This window comes from Candidatus Endowatersipora endosymbiont of Watersipora subatra (genome assembly GCF_964026585.1).
Classification (GTDB): domain Bacteria; phylum Pseudomonadota; class Alphaproteobacteria; order Rhizobiales; family Rhizobiaceae; genus Pseudahrensia.
The window spans coordinates 361,695-379,173 of the sequence record NZ_OZ032160.1; the positions used below are offsets into that span (position 1 = coordinate 361,695).

Annotated in this window: 11 protein-coding genes; 8 read left to right on the plus strand and 3 right to left on the minus strand. The window is 38.8% G+C overall.

All coding sequences use genetic code 11. From position 1 onward, the window contains the following. Positions 1–54: 54 nt before the first annotated feature. Entirely contained in the window at positions 55–786 is a 732-nt protein-coding gene (locus tag AAGD37_RS01735; RefSeq protein ID WP_341760552.1) for a Bax inhibitor-1/YccA family protein, read from the minus strand. Positions 787–1,718: 932 nt separating this feature from the next. Here AAGD37_RS01735 and gltB point away from each other — a divergent pair. Continuing rightward, positions 1,719–6,392: a glutamate synthase large subunit gene (gene gltB, locus AAGD37_RS01740; protein ID WP_424945458.1), complete on the plus strand. Its 4,674-nt coding sequence runs from the start codon at positions 1,719–1,721 to the stop codon at positions 6,390–6,392. A 67-nt stretch (positions 6,393–6,459) separates the two neighbouring features. After that, on the plus strand, positions 6,460–7,893 hold the full coding sequence (locus AAGD37_RS01745) for a glutamate synthase subunit beta (protein ID WP_341760553.1): 1,434 nt from the start codon (positions 6,460–6,462) through the stop codon (positions 7,891–7,893). 25 nt (positions 7,894–7,918) lie between these two features. Here the strand turns inward: AAGD37_RS01745 and AAGD37_RS01750 are convergent, their stop codons facing one another. Next, a complete protein-coding gene (locus tag AAGD37_RS01750) occupies positions 7,919–8,830 on the minus strand; it encodes a UTP--glucose-1-phosphate uridylyltransferase (RefSeq protein WP_341760554.1) in 912 nt (303 codons plus the stop codon). A gap of 161 nt (positions 8,831–8,991) precedes the next feature. Between AAGD37_RS01750 and AAGD37_RS01755 the strand changes: the two genes are divergently transcribed. The 4 genes from AAGD37_RS01755 (at position 8,992) to AAGD37_RS01770 (ending at position 14,268) form a co-directional block, all read left to right on the plus strand. Then, positions 8,992–10,224: a lytic murein transglycosylase gene (locus AAGD37_RS01755; protein WP_341760555.1), complete on the plus strand. Its 1,233-nt coding sequence runs from the start codon at positions 8,992–8,994 to the stop codon at positions 10,222–10,224. Positions 10,225–10,353: 129 nt separating this feature from the next. Continuing rightward, positions 10,354–11,322, plus strand: coding sequence for a KpsF/GutQ family sugar-phosphate isomerase (locus tag AAGD37_RS01760; protein WP_341760556.1), 969 nt, complete (start codon positions 10,354–10,356; stop codon positions 11,320–11,322). Positions 11,323–11,595: 273 nt separating this feature from the next. After that, positions 11,596–12,645: a ferrochelatase gene (hemH, locus tag AAGD37_RS01765; RefSeq protein WP_341760557.1), complete on the plus strand. Its 1,050-nt coding sequence runs from the start codon at positions 11,596–11,598 to the stop codon at positions 12,643–12,645. Between the two features lie 636 nt (positions 12,646–13,281). Beyond that, positions 13,282–14,268 (plus strand): porin, encoded by a 987-nt coding sequence (locus AAGD37_RS01770; RefSeq protein WP_341760558.1) that lies wholly within the window; start codon positions 13,282–13,284, stop codon positions 14,266–14,268. Positions 14,269–14,406: 138 nt separating this feature from the next. On the opposite strand, the gene AAGD37_RS01775 is transcribed toward AAGD37_RS01770, so the two are convergent. Next, positions 14,407–15,300 (minus strand): metallophosphoesterase, encoded by an 894-nt coding sequence (locus AAGD37_RS01775; RefSeq protein WP_341760559.1) that lies wholly within the window; start codon positions 15,298–15,300, stop codon positions 14,407–14,409. Between the two features lie 249 nt (positions 15,301–15,549). Here AAGD37_RS01775 and AAGD37_RS01780 point away from each other — a divergent pair, with 249 nt between their 5' ends. Continuing rightward, on the plus strand, positions 15,550–16,119 hold the full coding sequence (locus tag AAGD37_RS01780; protein WP_341760560.1) for an N-acetyltransferase: 570 nt from the start codon (positions 15,550–15,552) through the stop codon (positions 16,117–16,119). 104 nt (positions 16,120–16,223) lie between these two features. Next, positions 16,224–17,474: a CCA tRNA nucleotidyltransferase gene (locus tag AAGD37_RS01785; RefSeq protein WP_341760561.1), complete on the plus strand. Its 1,251-nt coding sequence runs from the start codon at positions 16,224–16,226 to the stop codon at positions 17,472–17,474. The last annotated feature ends 5 nt before the right edge of the window (positions 17,475–17,479 follow it).

Below are 17,479 nucleotides of genomic sequence, written 5' to 3' on the forward strand. Positions count from 1 at the left end.
AATAATTAAAGGGCGTTCATTAAACGCCCTTTGATCACTGAATTTTTTGAAATACTAATCACGGTTACCTATCAACTGAAGAAGAAACATGAACATGTTTACAAAGCTTAGATAAAGGCTCAGTGCACCCAAAATAGATGATTTAGCTATCAATTCGCTGTTGCCAGCAATAGAGTTATACATGTATTTGAGACGCTGTGTATCATAGGCCGTGAGACCAGCAAAAATAAGTACACCAATAACATTAATAGCAAATCCTAATGCGCCAGAAGGCATTAAAAGGTTGATTAATGAGGCGATTATTAAACCCAATAACCCCATTATTAGGAATGAGCCTATACCGGAGAGGCTGCGCTCTGTTGTGTATCCATAAAGGCTTAAAGATGCAAAAGATGCAGCCGTGATAAAAAAGGTCTGAACAATGCTTGGGATGTTAAAGACCATAAAAATCCATGACATTGAAATCCCCATGACAGCTGAAAAAGCGTAAAATGCCATTGTCGCTGCTGGACGCGATAACTTATCAATGCCAAAGGAAATAACCATTATGAAACATAGTGGTGCGAGCATGATCACCCATTTTAGTGGGCTATTATAAAGGGCATTTGCAACGGTTGGATTATTGGTTGACCAGGTTGCCATGCTAAAGGCAGCAACACCTGTAACGCCTATTGCAGTTGCCATATAGTTATAGATACTGAGCATATATGAGCGAAGACCCTCATCAATGTCAGTGTGGATATTGGCGCGGGTAGCGCCTCGTTCGTATTCCTTGTAGTCAGCCATAAAACCCTCTTGGAATAGTAGTTAACAAAGATGCGGATGACGAGCAACCGCTGATCCTATGATTATGAGGCTTCAGATCTTGCATAACAAGAGTTATTATCTCTTGATAAAAATTTCTAACATAAATTGATTGTATCCTCTTCCCTTTAAAACTGGTGCTATTTTCGAGAAAAATATTCAAAACTTTAATCAAACTAATAGTGAATGTAAAGATTAGTGCTATAATTATGAAGGTCTAGATCACTCTCAAACACAAAACCAATTATGAAACCCGCCTTTTTAAAAGAGGGAGAAAATGAGTTTTTTAAATCTCTATCCAATGATGATGAAGCCTTGAAACATGCGATTTTACAATCATACGAGCTAAGTGTTGATTTATGAAATGAGTAAATGTCAACCTTTAAATAGATAGAGACAAGATTATTCATGTAATGAATGAAGTATAATAAATTCTTTAGCATTTCTAATGCAATGAAGATCAAAACATCAACCTTTTGATATTAAAGTTAAGCAGATCATATAAGAATTCAGCTTGCATAATTCTGCATAATTATCATTTATTTTCTAATAATGAAGGATTCTATCTTACCCGAGACGAGCGTCATGAACAATGAGTTCACTTTTCTGTCCTAGTCTTGCGTTAAATTAACTTCTCCTGTAACTTCTCCTTTGTGAAAAAGCTCTTGTTGAGTGTAAAGAGCGAGGCCTCGGTAATCATGAATTATGGAGCCTTTTCGAGAAGATCGGAATCGATCGAACAATAATAGAAGTGCGTTAAAATAAATAGCCGGAGCATTGCAACAGTCTTCATACTTTTCTCACTTGTTCCTCATATTGATAAAAGTTAGGAGAAGGCGCGTATGAAAGGCATGCATTTACATATTGCCTGATGGTCAACAGCGTAGTGTGGCAGAAAAGGTAAAATGATAAAAATGCAATCAGGCGGTACAAAGGATCTTGATTTTTCTATGGCAAAAACAAAGACCGATCACATTGCAGCCGGTTTGTATAATCCAGAATACGAACACGATGCATGTGGACTGGGGTTTATCGCCAATATAAAAGGCCTTAAATCACATAAAATTATTAAAAGTGGACTAAAGATTCTGGAAAATCTTGAACATCGTGGCGCAACAGGTGCAGACCCATTGATAGGAGATGGTGCTGGTATCTTGGTCCAAATTCCGCATAGTTTCTTTGCCGAGGAATGTGCTAAAGTTGGCTTAGAAATACCTCCGCCTGGACACTATGGTTTGGGCTATTTTTTCCTCCCAAAAGAACTTCATGAAAGTATAAAGGATCAAATCAATGCTGTTACAAAACAGCAAGATTTTGAACCAATAGGATGGCGCTTAGTCCCAACGAATAATCAAAATCTTTCAAAAGATCCTGAGATTGTTGTCTCTGAACCTTCACACTGGCAATTTTTTGTTAAACGGACCTCCCAAGTTACTGATGAAGATTCTTTTGAGCGTAGTCTTTATTTATTGCGTCGAATCATTGCCAATCGTCTTATTGAATTGTTTGGTTGTCGAGATGATCTTTACCCTGTTTCTTTTTCCTCAAGAACAGTTGTTTATAAAGGTCTCTTTTTAGCTAAACAGCTAGGACTGTATTATTCTGATCTTACTGATGAACGGTTTATTTCTGCAATCGCTCTTGTCCATCAGCGTTTTTCAACCAATACGTTTCCATCGTGGAAAATGGCCCATCCTTATCGTATGCTTGCTCATAATGGTGAAATCAATACTTTACGTGGCAACATCAATTGGATGTTAGCACGCCAGGCGGCTCTTTCTTCTCGGCTTTTTGGTGATCAAATATCGAAAATATGGCCTTTATCTTGTGAAGGACAATCTGATACTGCCTACTTTGACAACGCTTTCGAACTTTTATATCAGGGTGGTTATTCATTAGCTCATGCTATGATGTTTCTCATTCCTGAAGCTTGGTCCGATAATCCACTCATTGATGAAAATCGTCGCTCATTCTATGAATATCATGCCTCCTTCATGGAACCATGGGATGGTCCTGCTGCTGTTGCCTTTACTGATGGCCGTCAGATTGGTGCAACACTGGATCGCAATGGATTAAGACCTGCCCGCTATTTTGTGCTCGATGATGATACTGTTGTTCTTGCATCTGAGGCGGGAACCCTACCATTTGATGAATCTAAAGTGGTTAAAAAATGGCGTCTTCAGCCGGGTAAAATGCTTCTTATTGATCTTGATAAAGGTAAAATGATTTCTGATCAGGAAATTAAAGATCATCTGTGCGGTGCTCATCCATATAAAAGTTGGCTAAAGGATACACGGATTGTTTTGGAAGAGTTGAAGGGAAAGGGATTCTCCTCTTCAGAGAAGCAATACTCTGGTAAGGAATTACTGGATGCCCAACAGGCCTTTGGTTACACACAAGAAGACATCAATCTTTTACTGCTGCCCATGGGGGCATTCGCTCAAGAAGCACTTGGATCTATGGGGACAGATACTCCTATTTCTGTTATGTCCTCGAAGGAGAAGCTCCTGTATACATATTTTAAACAAAACTTCGCCCAGGTCACCAACCCACCCATTGATTCCATACGCGAGGAATCGGTGATGTCTTTGGTATCATTTATTGGACCTCGCCGTAACTTATTTGATTTAAAGGGCACATCCCAGGAAAAACAACTTGAAGTTCGCCAACCGATTCTCACAAATAAAGATCTTCAGAAAATACGAAATATTCAGAATATAGACAATCATCCTTTTGTCTCGCATATTTTGGATACAACTTATCACGTTTCCAAGGGCCCTAAGGGTATGAAGTCATGCTTAGAAACGCTCTGCCGGAAAGCTGAAAGGACAGTATTAGGTGAAGGGAATATAATTGTTTTATCAGATCGGTATTTCGGACCCAATCGAGTTGCTATTCCTGCTCTTTTGGCGACTGCTGCGGTGCATCATCATCTAATACGAAAGGGGTTGCGGACATCCGTTGGACTGGTCATCGAATCAGCTGAGCCAAGAGAAGTGCATCATTTCGCCGTTCTTGCAGGTTATGGAGCAGAAGCTATCAATCCCTATCTGGCATTTGAAACTTTGATTGATATGCACTCCAAAGGCTTCTTTCCTGGAGAATGGGATGCATTTGAGATTGTGAACCGATATATACAATCTATCGATAAAGGGTTATTAAAAGTGATGTCGAAAATGGGTATATCTACGTACCAATCTTATTGTGGCGCTCAGATTTTTGATGCGATTGGTCTCTCTACAGACTTCATCAATAGATATTTTTCAGGAACGGCAACAACAATCGAAGGCATTGGTCTTGATGAAATTGCCTTTGAAACCTATAAACGCCATCGTTCTGCTTACAGCAACTTAACAATCTTGCGGAGATCTCTCGATGTTGGAGGAGAATATACACTAAGACAACGCGGTGAAGAACATATATGGACCTCAAATGAGGTTACCAATCTTCAGCACGCTGTTCGTGGTAAAAACTTAGATAATTACAAAGCGTTTTCTCAATCAGTAAATACAGATTCTGAACGTCTACTGACGATTCGGAGTCTTTTTAGACTAAAACCGGCTTCAGAAACCGGTAGAATTCCTCTATCTTTAGAGGAAGTTGAAAAAGCAGAGGATATAGTAAAGCGTTTTGTGACGGGTGCAATGTCATATGGCTCTATATCAGAAGAAGCACATACTACGCTAGCAATTGCGATGAACAGAATAGGAGGTAAATCAAATACAGGTGAAGGAGGAGAGAGAGTTGAAAGGTTTACACCCAAAAAGAATGGAGATTCCATGCGCTCTGCTATCAAGCAAGTTGCCTCTGGACGATTTGGGGTTACTACCGAATATTTAGTGAATTCAGATATGATTCAGATCAAAATAGCGCAAGGTGCAAAGCCAGGTGAAGGCGGCCAATTACCGGGCCATAAAGTGGATAAAATCATTGCCAAAATGAGACACTCTACACCTGGTGTAGGACTTATTTCTCCACCACCACACCATGATATCTATTCAATCGAAGATCTATCTCAGCTCATTTTTGATCTAAAGAACGTAAATCCAGATGCCGATATTTCGGTTAAGCTTGTGTCAGAAGTTGGGGTCGGAACGGTTGCTGCTGGTGTCGCAAAGGCCCGTGCTGATCATGTAACAATTTCTGGTATGGAAGGCGGGACAGGTGCTAGTTTATTGACATCTATTAAACATGCAGGATTACCTTGGGAAATTGGTCTAGCTGAAACCAATCAAACACTTATTCAAAACAAACTCAGGTCTCGAATAAAAGTTCAGGTTGACGGTGGGTTACGTACAGGTCGGGATGTCGTGATTGCGACTCTTCTTGGTGCGGATGAGTTTGGATTCGCAACAGCACCGTTGATTGCTGCTGGATGTGTCATGATGCGGAAGTGCCATCTTAATACATGTCCTGTTGGAATTGCAACACAAAATCCGGTGTTGCGTAAACGCTTTATTGGTCAACCAGAACATATCATAAACTATTTCTTCTTTATAGCAGATGAAGTTCGTGAAATCATGGCTGAACTTGGATTTCGTTCTATCAATGAAATGATAGGCCAAATTGATGTTTTAGATCATAAAAAAGCAATTAATAATAGGAAAACGGAAGGTCTAGATTTTTTTAAGCTTTTCTACAATCCAAAAATAGGAATTGATCTGCCTCTTTATCATTGCAAGCAACAGAATCATGATATTGAGAATATTTTGGATCGGAAATTAATTGAAGAAGCAAGACCAGCCCTTGAAAATAAAGAGCAAGTTCAAATCAAATCATTAATTAGGAACATAAACAGAGCCACTGGTGCTATGCTTTGTGGTGAAATTGCGAAACGTTATGGACATTGTGGACTTCCTGAAGATACAATTCGTATTAAATTCAATGGAACTACAGGGCAATCATTTGGTGCATGGGGTACAAGGGGCGTCACGATGGAAGTGGAAGGAGAAGGCAATGATTATGTTGGAAAAGGTCTTTCAGGTGCAAAATTGATTATTTACCCCTCAAAAGAGGCGAGTCAGATCATTCCAGAACAATCAATTATTGTTGGTAATACGGTTCTTTATGGGGCCATAGAGGGCCAGTGTTATTTTTGCGGCGTTGCAGGAGAGCGCTTCGCAGTTCGAAATTCCGGTGCCATTGCAGTCGTGGAGGGTGTCGGTGATCATGGTTGTGAATACATGACTGGTGGCATTGTGGCTATTCTGGGATCCACTGGTAGAAATTTTGCTGCAGGTATGACTGGTGGCATTGCTTATGTTCTAGATGAGGACGGTACATTCCAGAGTCGTTGTAATTTAAAAATGGTAGATTTGGAACATGTCTTGGGAGAATATGAGTCGATCAAATCAGAACAGTGTGAAAGCTTGACTGGCCAACAGAACAGATCTTTTGATGTATTTAATGACTTAATCCGATACGATAATGAAAGATTACATAAGCTTATTGAAACCCATCACCATTATACTGGATCAGGAAAAGCAAAAAAGATCGTCTCCAATTGGGATTATTATCGTAAAAAATTCATTAAAGTGATGCCCATTGAATACCGAAATGCCTTGCAAAAAATTGAACATTCTCATTGAAATTCCTTCATCACTCCCCAATAGAAATAGAAAACGTATAACTATAATAGGAGTCAAGTGATTTTTGATGGGTAAACCAACTGGATTTCTAGAAATTGATCGCCTGGATTGTAAGTATCATCCTGTATCAGAGCGAATTAAAAACTTTAGAGAATTTGTCATTCCGCTAGCAGAAGATGAGCTCAAAGACCAAGCATCACGATGTATGGATTGTGGTATACCTTTTTGTCATGATGGAAGGGGGAACAAGGGGTGTCCGGTCAACAACCAAATTCCCGATTGGAATCATCTCGTCTACAGAGGAGAATGGCAACAAGCTTCAGAGAATCTACACTCAACGAATAATTTTCCTGAATTTACTGGAAGAATTTGTCCTGCCCCATGTGAAGCCTCGTGTACATTAAATATGATAGACAATCCTGTTACGATTAAATCTCTTGAATGTGCAATTGTTGACAAGGCATGGGTCAATGGATGGATAAAGCCCGAGCCGAGTCAATCTAAAACAGGAAAATCTATTGCAATTATCGGTGCTGGACCAGCAGGCATGGCCTGTGCTCAGCAATTAGTGCGTGCTGGTCACATGGTATACCTTTATGAAAAGAATAAAAAGATTGGCGGTTTGTTGCGCTACGGCATTCCTGACTTCAAGATGGAGAAATATCTAATCGATAGACGAACAGAACAGATCGTAACGGAAGGTGTTATTATTCATACTGGAGTTCATGTAGGTATTGATGTTGATATTCATCAATTAATTAAGCAAAACGATGCAATTGTTTTGTCAGGAGGTGCAGAAAAACCAAATGATCTTCTCATTAGGGGACGAGAGTTGAAAGGTATTCATTTTGCAATGGATTTTTTATCTCAGCAAAATCGTCGAATCAGTAATGAAGGAATAGATGATACGGAATCTATATTAGCTCATGGTAAGCATGTGGTTGTTATTGGGGGAGGCGATACAGGATCAGACTGTATTGGTACATCTATTAGACAAGGAGCTCTGTCAGTCACACAGTTGGAAATTATGCCAATGCCACCAGATAAAGAAGATAAATTATTGACATGGCCCAATTGGCCACTGAAGATGAGAAGATCCTCTAGTCATGAAGAAGGGGTTCAACGTGATTTTTCTGTTCTGACAAAGAGTTTTGAAGGCACAAAAGGTAAAGTGAAGAGATTGCGTTGTGCTCTAGTCGATAATGATCTCAAGTCTATTGAAGATTCTGAATTCGATATAGAAGCAGATCTAGTTTTGCTAGCAATGGGATTTATATCTCCTAAAAAGGAAGGTGGGTTGGTCGATTTAGGAATTGAACATGATGAGAAAGATAATCTTTTAGAAAAGGTTGATCATTATAAGACAAATCAGGATAAAATTTGGAGTGCTGGTGATATGCGTAGAGGTCAGTCCCTTGTTGTCTGGGCCATTCGTGAAGGGCGTCGATGTGCCCGTGACATTGATCTAACTTTGATGGGAACAACAAATCTTCCCTTTTAATGGAGATTGTAAGAAAAGCACGTGATTACAAGGACAAGGGATCCTTTTTTAATAGATCTTTGATAATTGTTTGGAGAAAAGGCCTGGTGTCTTCCCTTGATAAAGCAAAGGCTATATTCGCAGCAATAAAACCTTCTTTTGATCCACAATCAAAGATCTTTCCCTCAAACTGGTATCCATAAAGAGGTTGTTGTTGTGCTAGACTTAATATTGCATCAGTGATCTGAAACTCTCCGTTGATCCCCATTTCTTGGTTTTCCAGAACTCTAAAAATCTCTGGTTGCAAGATGTAACGGCCATTAATAAAAAACTGTGAGGAGGTTTCTTTGACTGATGGTTTTTCTCTCATTTTAGCAATTTTGAAACCATCACCAATCGGGTTGCCTCTGGTGATAATTCCATATTTTCTGATATCTTCTTGACTGCACTCTCCCGCGGCAATAATATTACCACCTACTTTATTGTACATTTTCATCATTGAGAAGAGACACCCTTCTTGGGCTTGCATAAGCATATCAGGAAGTAAAAGAGCAAAAGGTTCATTCCCAATAATATTGCGAGCACACCACACAGCATGTCCTAACCCTAAAGGATTCCTTTGAGGAGTAAAGCTTATTCTACCTGCCTGGAGATGATTTTCTTCTAAAATAGAAAGGACATTCTCCTTTTTATGCTTTATTAAATTTTTTTTCAGTTGAGGTTGAAGATCAAAATAATCCTCAATGACAGCTTTATTACGACCAGTCACGAAAACAAAATTTTCTATGCCGGCTTCCCTCGCTTCATTGATTGCATACTGGATTATAGGCATGTCAACGATGGTGAACATTTCTTTTGGTACTGCTTTTGAAGCAGGCAAAAACCTTGTTCCTAGCCCTGCTACAGGAATAACGACTTTATCTATGCGCCGTTTTAGATTGTTATCAGCTATATTCATCCTATATTAACTTCACTCTTTCTTCTTTTTGCCTTAACATTTTCTCTTAGCAGAGTTTAGATTGATCAAATATAGATTTTAATATCATTTCTTTTAATTAACACAGTCTTTTTGATTCAATTTTTATTTTTCCTAATTATTGAAAAAAAGATGACAACATAATGAATCATATTTATAAAATCTCTTTTTTGAAACTTCGAATTCTCGCTTTTGTTTCAATCTCTATAGGTTATTCTATCTTTTCTGATGCTCAAGCAAACACAGATTTTGGCAAATGGATAAAAGATTTTGAAACGGTTGCTCTTCAAAATGGTATATCTCGATCGACTTATAAAAAATCGTTTATCGGTATAATTTCGCCTGATCCAGAAATCATCTCTCTCGTTCGATCTCAACCAGAGTTCGACCAGAACTTATGGATGTACTTTGATAACCGTGTGAATCAGAAATCTATTTCTCGTGGTCAGGAAATGGAACGTAAATGGAATTCATGGTTGCATCGTCTTGAAAAACAGTATGGTGTCAGCCGATATATTTTATTAGCTATTTGGTCGATGGAAACGGATTATGGAGAAGCACTGAAAAAAGATGAGTCTTTGCGTAGCGTTATACGCTCTCTGGCCACGCTTGCCTATTTCGATGAGAAAAGAAGAAAATTTGCTTATAGACAACTGATCGCAGCGATGAAAATTGTGCAGCGAGGCATCATATCACCTAAACAGTTAAGAGGATCATGGGCGGGCGCCATGGGACACACTCAGTTCATTCCCACGAGCTATCTTGCTTATGCACAAGATGCTAATGGAGATGGAAAGCAAAATATTTGGACTTCTGTACCTGACGCCTTGGCAACAGCTGCGAACCTTTTGCATTGTAATGGTTGGAAATCTGGAAAACCATGGGGCTATGAAATTTCGATTCCGGATCAACTGATGAATCAAAAAGGAAAAGAACGAAGTATTGCTTCTTGGGTTAAATTGGGTGTGAAGAGAGTTAATGGAAAACCATTTCCTACATTGAATGATAGGGGTGTATTAAGTGTTCCTACAGGAAAGGGGGGGCCTGCATTTGTGATGACCAGAAATTTTTTTGTGATTAAGCGTTATAATAATGCTGACAAATATGCTTTGGCTGTAGGTTATCTTGCTGATCAAATTGCTGGCTCAGGAGAATTCAAAAATCCATTTCCACGGCCATTGAATCAGTTCACTTTTGAGGAGAGGAGAGAATTTCAAACTCTACTTTCCGTTAAAGGTTTTTATAATGGAGAAATTGATGGAAAATTTGGTATTAGAACGCGCCGCGCTATTCGAAAGGCTCAAGAAAGCCTCGGAATCAATCCGGATGGATTGCAGTCTTTTGCGATCTTGAAACAGCTTCGTGATCAAAGATGATTCTTGAGCTTCTTGAGAGAAGGCCTCATATGCGTATAGAAACTGATATGATAATCTTTGAAAAGAAGATTCGAATTAGGTTTGCCTATCAAAACGCTTGAATATTGATTGAAAGTCTAGAAAATACCCATGTTGAAAAATTCTTTTATTCAATCTGCTCTGAAAACCTTAAAAGTTGAACAGGCTGGACTGAACGCACTTATCAAGGCGTTTTCTAACGGTTTGGAAGAGGATTTTTTTCGAGCTGTTAAGACTATTTTTAATATTAAAGGTCATCTTGTTGTTACTGGAGTAGGAAAGAGTGGCCACATCGCCGCAAAGATCGCTTCAACTCTCGCATCTACAGGAACTTCTGCTTTTTTCATACATGCAACAGAAGCGAATCATGGTGATCTAGGAATGATCGGAAGAGATGATGCGATACTCGCCATATCTTGGTCGGGAGAAACAAAAGAATTGCAAGGTCTTTTTTCTTTTTCAAAGCGTTTTTCAATTCCGTTAATTGCTCTCACTGCTAATAGAGATTCTACATTAGCCATGCATGCCGATATTATTCTTGCTCTGCCACGTGAAAAAGAAGCGTGTCCACATAATTTGGCACCAACTACTTCGTCTCTTATGCAGCTAGCTATCGGTGATGCTCTTGCTATATCAATTCTAGAAAGCCGTTCATTTACACCTAGAGACTTCCGTCTTCTTCACCCTGGAGGACAAATAGGTACAAAACTGATTCTCGTTAATGAGATCATGCATAAAGGGAAGGCTATTCCTCTTGTCAAAAAAGGAACTCAGATGACAGAGGCCATTCTCCAAATTTCTGGGAAAGGATTCGGCTGCGTAGGGATCATAAATGATGATACCTTGATCGGTATCATCACTGATGAGGATTTACGTCGTCATATCAATCCATCTCTCTTGACAGAAACAGTTGATGACATCATGACAGAAAGTCCTCAGACGATCTCACCTGACATGCTAGCTATAGAAGCTTTCTCTATACTGAACCAACATGCCATTACAACACTGATGGTAACTGAACAAAGTAAACCAGTGGGAATCATACATTCCCATGATTTGTTACGTCTTGGTATATGCTAGCCAGAAGTATTCTATTAAAAATAGTGTTCTTATACGATCAAGATCAAGAATAGAAAAGTCCATCCAATTAAAAACGAACAGTTCTTATGTTCTTATGGATCAGTTCAGTCTGAATTATCTCTTTAATTATATGATCACACATCATAATTTTAGTGGATTAACATTAAAAATTAAGATTAACATTGTGGCTTGCTATTCAATTGGAACAATTCTAATAGTTAGTTTTGGTCATCAATCTCTTTTACTTTTGCCAATATATAATGGAATTTAAAAATGTCTCTTTCTACTCAAAGTGATATTTCAAAAAAAAATCTTAATGAGCACTCGGACATTATTTGGGGAAAGGTAGGGGTTCTTCTTGTTAATTTGGGAACGCCAAATGGTTATGATAAAAAGAGCGTTCGGAGGTATTTAAAGGAATTTTTATCTGACAGGCGAGTGATAGAGATTCCAAGGCTTATTTGGTGGCCATTGCTGAATGGGATCATCCTTAATGTCCGACCCAAAAGATCCTCCGAATTATATAAGTCTATTTGGAATAAAGAGCAAGATGAATCTCCGCTTATGACTTTTACTCGCTCTCAATCTGCCCAACTGAGTAAGTACTTTTCTTATATTTCCAATCTTATCATTGATTGGGGAATGCGATATGGCGATCCCTCCATTGAGGGTCGCTTAAAGATTTTAAAAAAACAGGGATGCGAACGGATTTTGATATTTCCACTTTACCCACAGTATAGTGCAACAACGACTGCAACCGTTAATGATAAAGCCTTTAATGCATTTATGAAAATGCGCTGGATGCCTGCTATAAGAACAGTGCCACCATATCATGATGATCCACACTATATTCAGGCTTTAGCGAATTCTATTGAAAGCCACTTAAAGAACTTAGATTTCCAGCCAGATCATATGATTGCCTCTTACCACGGAATACCCAAAACTTATTTCGATAAGGGCGATCCTTATCCTTGCCATTGTCTAAAAACATCACGTTTGTTACGTGAGAAGATGGGATGGGATGATGGATTCCTCATTTCTACATTTCAGTCACGCTTTGGTCCTGAAGAATGGCTCAAACCTTACACGGATAAAACTGTTGAGAAATTGGCATATGAAGGAGTGAAACGCATTTGTGTTATCAACCCAGGCTTTTCATCTGATTGTCTAGAAACCCTTGAAGAAATTGCTGTAGAAGTGTGTAATCAGTTCATCAAATACGGTGGAGAGAATTTTAGCCATATCCCTTGTCTAAATGATAGTCATGAAGGGATTATGCTAATTAAAAAAATTATAAAAAGGGAAACTCAGGGTTGGATATAGATTGAAGAATGTCACTGTTTATTAGACAGTCGGATTCATAAAGACTTCTTACTTAGACTTCTATCTCCTCTACCAGGTTTTCATTTTTTGAATGAGTTCAATGTTTTAAAATTTGAATTAGAAAATGATTAGGATACAATATTAGTTGTGGACTGGAAGGAAGAGATGGATACTTAATTTGATAAGTGTTCTTCTCTGTGCGTTGTCAAATGCTATAAAATATGGAAATAATTCTGCTCTTTTTTAGAGATATTTTCTAATATCATCTCTATAAAAAAGATTCTGCATCAGACGATGGATGCTTCTTTTTTCTCAAAAGATCAAGAAACGAATCAAATAGAGATTTATTTATTGGTTAATGGGAAATCTTATAGCTAAAGAATCATCATTCTCTTCTTACAGAACCCTAAGATTTATATTCTATTGACAAGTCAGTCTGGACTGGATGATTAAAAACTGTGATTTTTATACAACACTTGTTGTTTGAAATCATGATCTCTCACCTAATAGACGTCTTTCCCATTGCGTTCCAATAGCTAGTGGTTAGGGTTAGTTAAAGGGATTAGAGCGCATGTCTGTCTGACCCATTTGGTCGTTGCCTCTATCTCAACTTTTTCTTACTGGAGATCAAATACAATGAAATTGAAAACCCTTCTTCTGGGTTCCGTTGCTGCGATGATCGCAGTATCTGGAGCGCCTGCTGCTGATTCTGTTGTTGCAGAGCCAGAGCCCATCGATTATGTTAAAGTCTGCGATATGTATGGATCAGGCTTTTTTTACATTCCGGGTACTGAGACATGTCTAGAAATCTCTGGCTCAATGCGAGTACAGTATGAACATGCTCGTCTTGATACTAGTAGCGTAGGTAGTTTCGGTTATCGCACTCGCGTTAAGTTTGATGCACGTAACGAAACAGATTATGGTACACTTCACTCTTCTATTCGTTTAGAGGGGGAGTCTCATAACAACATCCTAGTTGATTCTGCAATTATGACTCTAAGTAATGGTAGTGGTTCTTTATCTGCTGGTTATGGTGATGATTTTTTCACGACGAATACAGAATTTGGTTATCCTGGAAACATGGTGGATGGTCTATATGAATACAACCAGACTGCCTATATGCAGTATACATATGCTGTTAATGGATTCTCAGCTACTGCTGGTATCCAGGGTGATGACGGAGATTCGGATGACGTGTTATTTGATTCTTACGTCGGTGCCAGTTATTCTGGTTCTTGGGGCCGTGTAGCCGCTACGATCATCAATGATGGCCGTGAATCTACTTTTGATGGTGATGTTGCTTATTCACTGTTTGCAAGCCTTCAAGGAATTGAAAATCTACGTGTTGATGGTTGGTATCAATCTGCTGGTGATGAAGCGAACAACTACGTTGATGGAGGTGAATGGCAGTGGGGCATAGGTGCTCGCTATAAAGTTGTTGATAACTTCTCTGTAGGTGGTGGCTATTCTGATTCAGACACTAGCGGAAACCAGTATACAATTGGGTTTGAGTGGCAACCGATCACGAATGTGAGTGTTGAAGTCGATTATCATAATCAGAGTCTTCCTTCTGATCGAGGAGATTCAGATGGATATCTCTTCCGAATTTCGCGTTCTTTTTAATTATCCTTACCAACTGATAAACTGATTTATGAAGAGGCCTAATTCATGGGCCTCTTCTTTTACCTAAAGACTAAGAAAATTAATTTGAGGTTTTTCTTGAGCATTGATACCAGAATTAGAAAATCTGATAATTCTATTTTATGGCAATAACAACTGATCGCTGATCTTACGTACAGACGAAAAAGAGTGATGGTACCCGAATGTCTGATAACGACAGTGCCATTCTTCTGATTGTCTATCAATATCAAATAAATTATAGGTTGCAGCCCGAAGATTATGCTCCCTAATGGGGCGTTGGCTTGCAGAGGCAACGCCAATAACCGGAACAGTCCGTTCCGGACCTTCAATCCAGTTTAGACTGTTAACATGAGTATGTCCATGTAAAATAAGTTCAGCTCCTAGAATCTCAATAACAGATCTAAAAATATTCTGGCCATGCAGTTTTTTTGTTAAGCTTGTTACTCCTTCCACTGGAGGATGATGAATCATTATAATTCTGAATTTATGGTTTTGTTTCGCGGTCTCTAATATTTTTTTGAGATGTTCTGCTTGACGTTTGTCAAAGACTCCTGTTGCCATAAAAGGTGGTGTACTAACCCCACTATTCACACCAATTAGAGCGCTATTTTTACGATAGCGAACAAAAGGGAATATCTCGTCTGATCGATCATCACCAATGTAATTTTTCCAGCTTTCACAGGCTCGTCGATATCCCGATTCTACATAGCAATCATGATTACCGAAAACGATGCTGATCTCATTCGCTTCACCTAATTGTTTTAGCCATTTAGTTGCAGCCTCAAATTCAGAAGGGAGAGCTAGATTGACTAGATCACCGGTGATCGCCAAATGGTTTGTATTTTTTTGTTTTATATCTTGTAACAAAGTTCTCAGCATATCCTGATTGTGTATATTTTTGCGATCAAATTGCCAGTTCAGGTAACCCATGATACGCTTTGATATCAGCTGTTTGAGTGATATTGAGGGTAGAGGGAGTAGGTGAATATCTGAAATATGAGCTAGTCTAAACATAGTTAATAGCTATCGTGTCTTTAAATATGAATCATAAGCAAGGAACTGTGAACGGATAATCTTCTATATTTATTCTCATGATGAGATCAATTTCATATTAATTTGTATCTTTATAATGTCTTCCATCCAGATCGCTGGCAAGAACTTACAGTAGAAAGATACAAACAGAATCTAAGGGTTAAAATAATGAACTAGACCCACTGATACTTATTTGATATTTCTACTTCTAACCGCACAGATCCTAACAGTGTGACGTTTGATGTCATTCCAGCTTTGCTTATGAAATTCTTGGATTTTAAAGTCCGACCTGAGTCGGAATCAGATCAATCTGAAATTGAGAGACTCACTGCTAAGGTTTTTGGTCCTGGCATACACGTTCGTGCTGTTCAGCCATTGCGTGAAGGTGTTTCTCATGAAGTATCATTATCTTTCGTCGCAGAGCATCAGAGTCAAATTATTGGTTCTGTCAGATTGACCAAAATTATGTGGGGTAAAAATGAAACTTTGATGCTAGGGCCATTGGCAGTTCTTCAGCGCTATTCAGGTCATAGTGCAGGTAAGGCTTTGATGCGTGCTGCTGTTAGCAAGGCAAGTGATACTTGTCTGGATCACCAGTGCAAAGTCATTATATTGGTAGGTAATCCATCTTACTATGAGTTATTTGGCTTTAAAAAGATTATTCCTGGTAAGATAACATTACCTCGTCCGACTGATCCTGAACGGATATTAGCATATGAATTGAGAGAAGGAGCTCTATCAGAAATGTCTGGACCTGCTACAAGATGCCTATACTCTCAATCAAAGTTTTTAAATCTTTAAAAAAGATGATTCTAGAATCGAAGGAATACAATATTCCTTAACTCTGATGAGCCTAGTATATCTAACTCTTTATTATTCAATATAATCTATAATTGTGGATTCAGTTGTTTGTAGAATTTAAATGGCTCAGTAATCCTTCGTTGCAAACCCTGTTATGCCTTTTGAGTGAAGGAGGGGAGGAGGCTCGTGTTATGGGCGGGGCTGTGCGAAATGGATTGATGGGTGAATCAATTAATGACATCGATATTTCAACAACCTTGATGCCTATATATGTTGTTTCTCGTCTGAAGGAGAAAGGATATCGGTTTCTCCTTACAGGGATTACTTATGGTACGGTTACAGTTATCATCAATGGCACCACTTATGACGTGACAACTCTACGAGAAGAGTTAGGAACTCAAGGACGGCATCCCAAGGTTTCTTTTGGACGAGACTGGAAGAAAGATGCACGCAGACGCGATTTTACTATGAACGCGCTTTCTGTCAGTATGAGAGGTGAATTATTCGATCCTTTAAATGGTCATGATGATCTTGAAGCTCGCCGAATAAGATTCATTGGTAACCCTGAAGAGAGAATTCTTCAAGATCCTCTCCGTATACTCCGCTTTTTTCGTTTTTTCGCTTGGTACGGTAATTCTTTTTTCCCTGATCCTCCGGCACTAAAAGCATGTAATCATTTAAAATATCTTCTTAATCAGCTCTCTGCTGAGAGAATCTGGACGGAATTTTCAAAGTTACTGTCTGCCCCGGACCCAGGAAGAGCTCTTTTTTGGATGGATCAGATAGGGATCTTATCATTAATTTTACCTCAAATCGAATCCGGTGGCATTGACACTTTATCGAGATTAGTGAAAATTCAACAACAAGAAAAATGGCCTTCCGATCCTATTTTGCGTTTGATGTCTATCATCTCACCAAATGAAGAGGGAATAAATGCTCTTAATCGTAGTCTAAAACTGCCTAAGATTTTAGCTAGTAGACTGATTACCTGGGCCCGGTCTGTTGAGCCTGATGCTCATATGAGCTTTACAGAATTTGAGCAATTTCTCTATTGTGGAGAAATTTTAGGAATTATCGATAGACTATCGTTAGCAACTGCCAGAGAATTGAGTAAGAAAAATGATCAATCCGCACAGATAGTAGGTCAACAATTGTACAGGTTACTCAAACATGGAAAAACGTGGAAAAAACCAAAATTCCCTGTTTCTGGTCGTGATCTTTTGACACTGGGATATGAACCAGGATCGGCTATCTCAATAGTTTTAACCCAGATGGAAAAGCAATGGGTAGATAGCGGTTTTTCTCAGAAAAAGAAAGAGTTACTAGGAATTTTATCATTGAAATCTACTTCTTAAAAGAG

Excerpts from the sequence above, each read along its gene's own strand:
- AAGD37_RS01735 (WP_341760552.1), bottom strand. The coding sequence starts at position 786 with ATGGCTGACTACAAGGAATACGAACGAGGCGCTACCCGCGCCAATATC.
- gltB (WP_424945458.1), top strand. The coding sequence starts at position 1,719 with ATGCAATCAGGCGGTACAAAGGATCTTGATTTTTCTATGGCAAAAACA.
- AAGD37_RS01745 (WP_341760553.1), top strand. The coding sequence starts at position 6,460 with ATGGGTAAACCAACTGGATTTCTAGAAATTGATCGCCTGGATTGTAAG.
- AAGD37_RS01750 (WP_341760554.1), bottom strand. The coding sequence starts at position 8,830 with ATGAATATAGCTGATAACAATCTAAAACGGCGCATAGATAAAGTCGTT.
- AAGD37_RS01755 (WP_341760555.1), top strand. The coding sequence starts at position 8,992 with ATGAATCATATTTATAAAATCTCTTTTTTGAAACTTCGAATTCTCGCT.
- AAGD37_RS01760 (WP_341760556.1), top strand. The coding sequence starts at position 10,354 with ATGTTGAAAAATTCTTTTATTCAATCTGCTCTGAAAACCTTAAAAGTT.
- hemH (WP_341760557.1), top strand. The coding sequence starts at position 11,596 with ATGTCTCTTTCTACTCAAAGTGATATTTCAAAAAAAAATCTTAATGAG.
- AAGD37_RS01770 (WP_341760558.1), top strand. The coding sequence starts at position 13,282 with ATGAAATTGAAAACCCTTCTTCTGGGTTCCGTTGCTGCGATGATCGCA.
- AAGD37_RS01775 (WP_341760559.1), bottom strand. The coding sequence starts at position 15,300 with ATGTTTAGACTAGCTCATATTTCAGATATTCACCTACTCCCTCTACCC.